This window comes from Microbacterium sp. (genome assembly GCF_039812165.1).
Taxonomy (GTDB): Bacteria; Actinomycetota; Actinomycetes; order Actinomycetales; family Microbacteriaceae; genus Microbacterium.
The window spans coordinates 1-6,703 of sequence record NZ_JBDIAB010000159.1; the positions used below are offsets into that span (position 1 = coordinate 1).

The 6,703-nt window shown below is 72.5% G+C and carries 8 protein-coding genes; 3 read left to right on the plus strand and 5 right to left on the minus strand.

Annotated features, from left to right (window positions below):
* Positions 1 to 196: 196 nt before the first annotated feature.
* Entirely contained in the window at positions 197 to 1,036 is an 840-nt protein-coding gene (locus WML84_RS11515; RefSeq protein ID WP_347346286.1) for an exodeoxyribonuclease III, read from the minus strand.
* Between the two features lie 155 nt (positions 1,037 to 1,191).
* On the opposite strand from WML84_RS11515, the gene pyrE reads away from it, so the two are divergent.
* The gene (gene pyrE / locus WML84_RS11520) at positions 1,192 to 1,770 is read left to right on the plus strand and encodes an orotate phosphoribosyltransferase (RefSeq protein ID WP_347346287.1); all 579 of its coding nucleotides are present in this window, start codon (positions 1,192 to 1,194) and stop codon (positions 1,768 to 1,770) included.
* Between the two features lie 229 nt (positions 1,771 to 1,999).
* Here pyrE and WML84_RS11525 read toward each other — a convergent pair whose 3' ends face one another.
* Both WML84_RS11525 and WML84_RS11530 read right to left on the minus strand, forming a co-directional pair.
* Positions 2,000 to 2,185, minus strand: coding sequence for a hypothetical protein (locus WML84_RS11525; protein ID WP_347346288.1), 186 nt, complete (start codon positions 2,183 to 2,185; stop codon positions 2,000 to 2,002).
* Positions 2,185 to 2,316 carry a hypothetical protein gene (locus WML84_RS11530; protein ID WP_347346289.1) on the minus strand — a complete coding sequence of 44 codons (132 nt, stop codon included), beginning with the start codon at positions 2,314 to 2,316 and terminating at the stop codon, positions 2,185 to 2,187. The genes WML84_RS11525 and WML84_RS11530 overlap by 1 nt, the downstream gene beginning before the upstream one ends.
* 170 nt (positions 2,317 to 2,486) lie before the next feature.
* Here WML84_RS11530 and WML84_RS11535 point away from each other — a divergent pair, with 170 nt between their 5' ends.
* On the plus strand, positions 2,487 to 3,446 hold the full coding sequence (locus tag WML84_RS11535) for an SDR family NAD(P)-dependent oxidoreductase (RefSeq protein WP_347346290.1): 960 nt from the start codon (positions 2,487 to 2,489) through the stop codon (positions 3,444 to 3,446).
* Between the two features lie 35 nt (positions 3,447 to 3,481).
* Complete coding sequence (locus tag WML84_RS11540; RefSeq protein WP_347346291.1) at positions 3,482 to 4,189, plus strand: VIT1/CCC1 transporter family protein; 708 nt, start codon at positions 3,482 to 3,484, stop codon at positions 4,187 to 4,189.
* A gap of 173 nt (positions 4,190 to 4,362) precedes the next feature.
* On the opposite strand, the gene WML84_RS11545 is transcribed toward WML84_RS11540, so the two are convergent.
* Complete coding sequence (locus tag WML84_RS11545; protein ID WP_347346292.1) at positions 4,363 to 5,001, minus strand: metal-dependent transcriptional regulator; 639 nt, start codon at positions 4,999 to 5,001, stop codon at positions 4,363 to 4,365.
* Between the two features lie 8 nt (positions 5,002 to 5,009).
* Positions 5,010 to 6,299 carry an Nramp family divalent metal transporter gene (locus WML84_RS11550; RefSeq protein ID WP_347346293.1) on the minus strand — a complete coding sequence of 430 codons (1,290 nt, stop codon included), beginning with the start codon at positions 6,297 to 6,299 and terminating at the stop codon, positions 5,010 to 5,012.
* Positions 6,300 to 6,703 lie beyond the last annotated feature (404 nt).

The following is a 6,703-nucleotide window of genomic DNA, read 5'->3' on the forward strand; positions in this document are numbered from 1 at the left end:
ACGTCGATCGTCACGACGGCCTCGCCGTCATCGGGCGCCGCGACCCGTCCGGTGCGCACGGCCCACGCGCCGAGCGCCATCGTGCCGTGCCCGCAGGCGGTCGAGAAGCCGTCCTTGTGCCGTGGATGGAGGCGCCGTCGGACAGGCGGTCCCGGCATCCGTCATCGACGAGGGCCGGGCCGGGGGAGCCCTCGCGTCAGAAGATCATCGGGCGGTCGTCGTCGTCCGGACCGGTGAGGTCGAGGTCGACGACCACGGGCACGTGGTCGCTCGGGGCGTCGCCCTTGCGTTCGTTGCGGTGGATGCCCGCGCCCACGACCGCGTTCGCGAACGCGTGCGAGCCGAGCACGAAGTCGATGCGCATGCCCTCGTTGCGCGGGAAGCGCAGCTGCTTGTAGTCCCAGTAGGTGTAGCCCGTCGGCACGAGCGGGCGCACGGCGTCGGCGAGCCCCGCGTCGAGCAGCGACTGGAACGCGGCGCGCTCGGGCGGCGACACGTGGGTCGTGACGCCCTCGATCACCGCGGGGTCGCCGTTGTCGGCGTCGGTCGGGGCGATGTTGAAGTCGCCGGTGAGCGCGAGCGCGAGGTCGGGGCTCGTCTCGAGCGTGTCGCGCGCGTACCGCTCGAGGGCGGCGAGCCAGTGCAGCTTGTACACGTAGTGCGGGTCGCCGAGCGAACGGCCGTTGGGCACGTAGAGGCTCCACACCCGGACGCCGCCGATCGTCGCCCCCATCGCGCGCGCCTCGAGCGGGGCATCCGGACCCTCGTGACCCTTCGCGAAGCCGGGCATGCCGGGGAAGGCCAGCTCGACGTCCTCGAGCGGCTCGCGGCTGGCGATCGCGACGCCGTTCCACTGGCTGAGGCCGTGTGCCTCGACCGTGTAGCCCGCGGCCTCGAACTCCGCGTACGGGAACTGCTCCGGCTTGCACTTGATCTCCTGCATGGCCAGGACGTCGATGTTCTCGCGCACGGCGAAGTCGACGGTGCGGGCCACCCGCGCGCGGATGGAGTTCACGTTCCAGGTGGCGAGGCGCATGGCATCCAGCCTAGAACGGCCCTCCGACAGCATCCGCTCACCGCGAGTCACTGCACGCCGGTCGGGTCACTGTGCTCTTGCGCGGTGATTCGGCGGCAGGACAGTGACTCGGGCTGCGGGGGAGGGCGGATGCCGGTCGCCGTAGACTCGACGGCATGACCGTCGCCAGCACGCCCGAGCTCGAAGCCGACCGCCAGGACCTCATCTCGCTCATCACCGACGAGGCGGTGTTCCACGGCGACTTCACGCTCGCCAGCGGCAAGAAGGCGACCTACTACGTCGACATGCGCAAGCTCACGCTCGACCACCGGGCGGCGCCGGCGATCGGACGCATCATGCTCGACCTCATCCGCGACCAGGGCGACATCGCCGCCGTGGGCGGGCTGACGCTCGGGGCCGACCCGATCGCGAACGCGGTCCTGCACGAGTCGGTGCGCGCCGGCACGCCGCTCGACGCGTTCGTCGTGCGCAAGGAGCCCAAGGACCACGGCCGCGGCCGGCAGATCGAGGGCGCCGAGCTCGAGGGCAAGCGCGTCGTCGTGGTCGAGGACACCTCCACCACGGGCCAGTCGCCGCTCAAGGCCGTCGCCGCGCTGCGTGCCGCGGGCGCGATCCCGGTCGCCGTCGCGACGATCGTCGACCGCAAGACCGGGGCGCAGGCCGCCGTCGAGGCCGAGGGCCTCACGTGGCTCGCCGCGATCGACCTCGACGACCTGGGCCTCCAGCCGCAGTAGTCCCGGCCCCGTCCGGCCCGGGCGGCGCCCCCGCCTGCCGCACTCCCCGCCGCTCCAGGTCTCGTCCCCCGGCATCCCCGCCGAGTCACTGCCCTGGTGCCGAGTCATTGCGCTGCTGCACAGTGTCTCGGCGCGGGCACAGTGACTCGATGCCCGGGCGGTGACTCGGCGCAGGGCGTGGGCCGGGCGGCGGCCACGGCCGCGGACGGGAGTCCTGCGGGAGCGGGCGTCAGCCGCGGAAGACCGGCAGCTGCGACGCCAGCGCCAGCGCCAGTCCCACGAAGACGAGCAGGATCAGCCCGCGCCGCGTCGAGCCGACGTTCGTGCCGTCGGGGCCCGTGTTCCGGTTCTTCACGTAGATCACGGTCGCGGCGATCAGCAGCACGAACGCGGTGACGATGAGGACGATCGACATCAGTCCTCGCCCTCGTCGCGGCGCCGGCGCGACCCGTAGCGACGGACGTACTGGACCACGAGGACGACGAGCGTTCCGGTCAGCACGACGCCGGTCGCCGCGAACAGCAGCGTCTGCTCGGAGGGGTTCACGGGTGCCGCCCCTTCGCGGCATCCCTCGCGACGCCCGTCTCGTCCCACGTGCCCATGCAGGCGAGACTACACATGGCCGGCGCCGATCCCGCCCGCGCGGGCGGCGTCCTCCGGCGCGTCGCCGCCGCAGGGCATGCGGGGCGGGGCCGCTGAGCCCTAGTCTCGGTCTCGTGGCACGTGACGCGTGGGATCCGGAGGACCTGCCAGACCTGACCGGTCGGCGGTTCCTCGTGACGGGCTCCAACGCCGGGATCGGGTTCTTCTCGTCGCTGCAGCTGGCGGCCGCCGGCGCCCACGTCATCATGACCGGTCGCAACCCCAATCGGCTCGCGGCGGCGCGCGCGGCGGTGCTCGCGCAGTACTCCGACGCCCGCGTCGAGACGCTGCTGCTCGACACCAGCAACCTCGGCTCGGTGCGCGCCGCGGCGGCGACCGCGCGCGGACGGACGGGACTGGCGGGACTCCTCCTGAACGCCGGCATCGTCCACGCGCCGCGAGAGCGCGAGGTCACCCACGACGGGCACGAGATCGTGTTCGCCACCAACGTGCTCGGGCACTACGCGCTGGCCGGCGAGCTGCTCACCGCGCTCGCCGCGGGTCGCGGGCGCATGGTATGGCTGGGGTCGATCTCGACGTCGTTCCGCGCGCTCGACCCGGAAGACCTCGACTTCGAGCTGGAGCGCGACTACACGCCCTGGCGGGCGTACGTCCAGTCGAAGGTCGCCGCCGCCGCGCTCGGACTCGAGGCCGATCGTCGACTGCACGCCGCGCGCGTGCCGGTGGCGAGCGTCGTCGCGCACCCCGGCTACGCGATCGGCGGACGCACGCGCACGATCGAGGGCGTCAACGACCCGACCTCGTGGAAGCGCTTCACCGACGGGCTGCAGGCGCCGATCGCGCGCTCGAAGGAGATCGGCGCCGAGGCGATCGTGCGCGCGCTCATCGATCCGCACGTCGAGAGCGGCGAGTACTGGGGGCCGTCGCTGATGGTGCGCGGTGCGCCGCGCGCGTCGCGTCCGCCGCGCATCGTGCGCGACCCCGAGCTCGCCGCGCGGCTGTGGGACTACTGCGAGCGCGTCACGCGGATGAGCTGGCCGTACCTCAAGGCGAGCAAGACGCGCCGTCGCTGAGCGGCCGCGCACCGGACGAGCACGGGAGAGCGGGCATGGCCGAGGCGCCGCCGTCGACCTGGACGCGGGTCCGGGCGGTGTTCCGCGACCCCGCGTCGTTCCGCGGGTGGATGCCGGAGGTCAACGACGGCATCATCGCCACCGCGGGCGTGCTCGAGGGCTTCGCCGGGGCGGGCGGCGACGACCGGACGCTCATGATCGTCGCGATCGTCCTCACGGTCGCCGGCGCGCTCGCCTCGGGAGGCGCGAAGTGGGCGGAGGAAGAGTCCGAGCGCGAGGCGCAGCTGCGCGTGATCGCGCAGGAGAGCGCGCTGCTGGCCACGAGCCCCGACGACGAGGTCGACGAGCTCGCCGCGTACTACGAGGCCAAGGGGCTCACGGCCGACGTCGCCCGCCAGGTCGCCGAGCAGCTGAGCGCGCGCGACGCGCTCGCGGCCCAGCTGGAGACCGAGTACGGGATCGACGAGGTCATGTCGCGCGCGCAGCCGGTGTGGACCGGCGTGCAGGCCGCGATCGCGTTCGTCGTCGGGGCGCTCGTGCCGCTCCTGATCACGATCTTCGTGCCCGTCGCGATCGAGGTGTGGGCGATCGTGTTCGCCGTGGTCGCGTCGCTCACGGTCACGTCGATCGTCGCCGCGCGTGCGGGCGGCACCGCCGTCTGGCGCACACTCGTGCGCACCCTCGCGGTCGGCATCGGCACGATGGCGGTCAGCTACACGGTCGGGCTGCTCCTGCTGTCGTGATGGGCCGCTCTGTGGCCGGGTCGGCCGCCGAATGCGTCCCGAACCAAGGCCGGATGCGAGCGGACGGCGGTCCGGAGGGCTCAGCGTCCCGCCTGGCCCTCACCCGGGACGCATTCCGGCCGAGCCCGTCGCTCGCCGCGCCGTCCCGGCGGCCTCCGCGCTGCTCCAGACGTCTACCGGGCGAGCCAGACGGCCTCCGTGGCCGCCGGGGGCAGGGTCACGGTCTCGCCGCCGTCCAGACGCACGACGCCGGCCGACACCACGGTCAGCACGTGGCCGACGTCGATGCCGGCGTCCTGCAGTGCGCGCAGCACGGCCGGGTCGCGATCCGACACGCGCAGGACCGGACCGCCTGCGCCCTCCTCGACCTCGGCGAGGAGGACGAACGGTGCGCGGTCGACGGCGCCCCCGGCGTCGGGGATCGCGTCACCGTGCGGGTCGAACCGGGGATGGCCGAGCCGCGCGTCGATCGCCTCGAGCAGACGGTCGCTGATCGTGTGCTCGAGCACCTCGGCCTCGTCGTGCACCTCGTCCCACGCGTACCCGAACTCGCGCACGAGCCACGTCTCGATCAGCCGGTGCCGGCGGATGATCGCCGCCGCACGTGCCGCGCCGGCCGGCGTCAGCCGCACCGGGCCGTACGGCCGGTGCGACACGAGCCCCTGTGCGGCGAGCTTCTGCACCATCTCGGTGACGGTCGACGGGGCCAGGCGCAGCTCGGCCGCGAGCTGCGACGGCGTGATCGGATCGTCTTGCCACTCGGTGTGGTTGTAGATCGTCTTCAGGTAGTCGTCGATCGCGGGAGAGGCCACGCTTCAGGCTAACCGGATGCGAGCACCAGCCACAGGAGCAGCCCGTTGAGAGCGATCAGCAGGACGGACGCGACGATTCCCGCCGCGGTCGTGAGCGGACGGTTGCGATGGCTTCCGAGCACGCCCGCATCCGCGGTCAGCCGGACGAGCGGCACGAGCGCGAACGGGATGCCGAAGCTCAGGACGACCTGGCTGAGTATGAGCGCGAGTGTGGGGTCGAAGCCGAGCGCGAGGATCGCGAGCGCCGGGATCAGGGTCACGAGCCGCCGGGCCAGCAACGGCACACGGACGCGCAGGAGTCCGTGCATGATCTCGGCTCCGGCGTAGGCCCCGACCGAGGTGCTCGCCAGGCCGCTCGCGAGGAGGCCAACCGCGAACAGCGTCGCCACCGCCGGTCCGAGCCCGGCCTGGAGCGCGGCGTAGGCGCCCTCGAGGCTGTCGGTGCCGGGCACGCCCGCGAGATTGGCCGCCGCCAGCAGCAGGATGCACAGGTTCACTGTGCCCGCGATCACCATCGCGATCGTGACGTCCCAGCGCGTGGCGCGCAGCAGGCGGGTCGTGGCGATGCCGCGCCGGTCCTCGAGCGTGGCGGCATCCGCGTCGTCGATCGCTTCGAGCAACACCGGGGCGAACCGGTCGCGCGAGAGCGCGGAGTGCGCGTAGATCGCGTGCGGCATGATCGTCGCGCCGAGGATGGACGCCGCGAGCAGCACTGAATCGGTCCCCTCGAAGCGGGGGAGCAGCCCGCCGACCACGCCGGCGGGGTCGGGCGGCCCGATGAAGACGCCGTATGTGAACCCGAACGCGATGATCGCGACCAGGCCGATCACGACGAACTCGAAGCTGCGGGCGCCGCGTCGGGACTGGATCAGCAGCAGCGCGATCGAGACCGCGCCGGTCGCCATTCCGCCCCACAGGAGCGGAACCCCGAACAGCAGCCACAGCGCGACGGCGCCGCCGATCACCTCGGCGATGTCGGTGGCCATCGCCACGAGCTCCGCCTGCAGCCAGTACGCGCGGCGCGCCCACGGGTTGCGTAGACGACGGCCGAGGGTCTCAGGCAGGCTCTGGCCGGTGACGATGCCGAGCTTCGCGGACAGGTATTGGATGAGCCAGGCCATGACGTTGCCGACCACGACGACCCACACGAGCAGATAGCCGTAGCGGGCGCCGGCCGTCATGTTGCTCGCCACGTTGCCGGGGTCGAGGTAGGCGACGCCCGCGACGAGGGCCGGACCGAGCAGCCACGCGACGCGCGGCGTGCTCGTCCGCTGCTCGCGTGTCGCTGATTTCGGCATACCGAAAACCTAGCATCATTTCGGTGCGCCGAAACCCGTGTCCGGGGCCGCGGGGCTGCCCTCTTTGGTGTGTTGGTGCCACCTTTCTGCTTTGGCTCTCGCGGGCGACGGCTTCGGCGCCACTTTCCTGCTTTGGCCCTACGAAATATGTGGCGCCATCGCAGAGAACTGGCGCCGAAGCTCGGAGGCCCCGGACGGCGGCAGAAAGGTGTCGCCAATCGACGGACGGGCGTGGGGTTAGCCTGACGGAATGACCGCGGCCGCCTCTGCCTCCGACGCCGGGGCTGCCTCTGCGTCGGATGCCGGGGCCGCGGGCGAACCAGATGCCACCGCCAGCGCCCTCGCGAGCTCAGGACCGCGTCAGGCTGCCGGTTCGCGATCCTGGCCGACCGTCGACCTGAGCC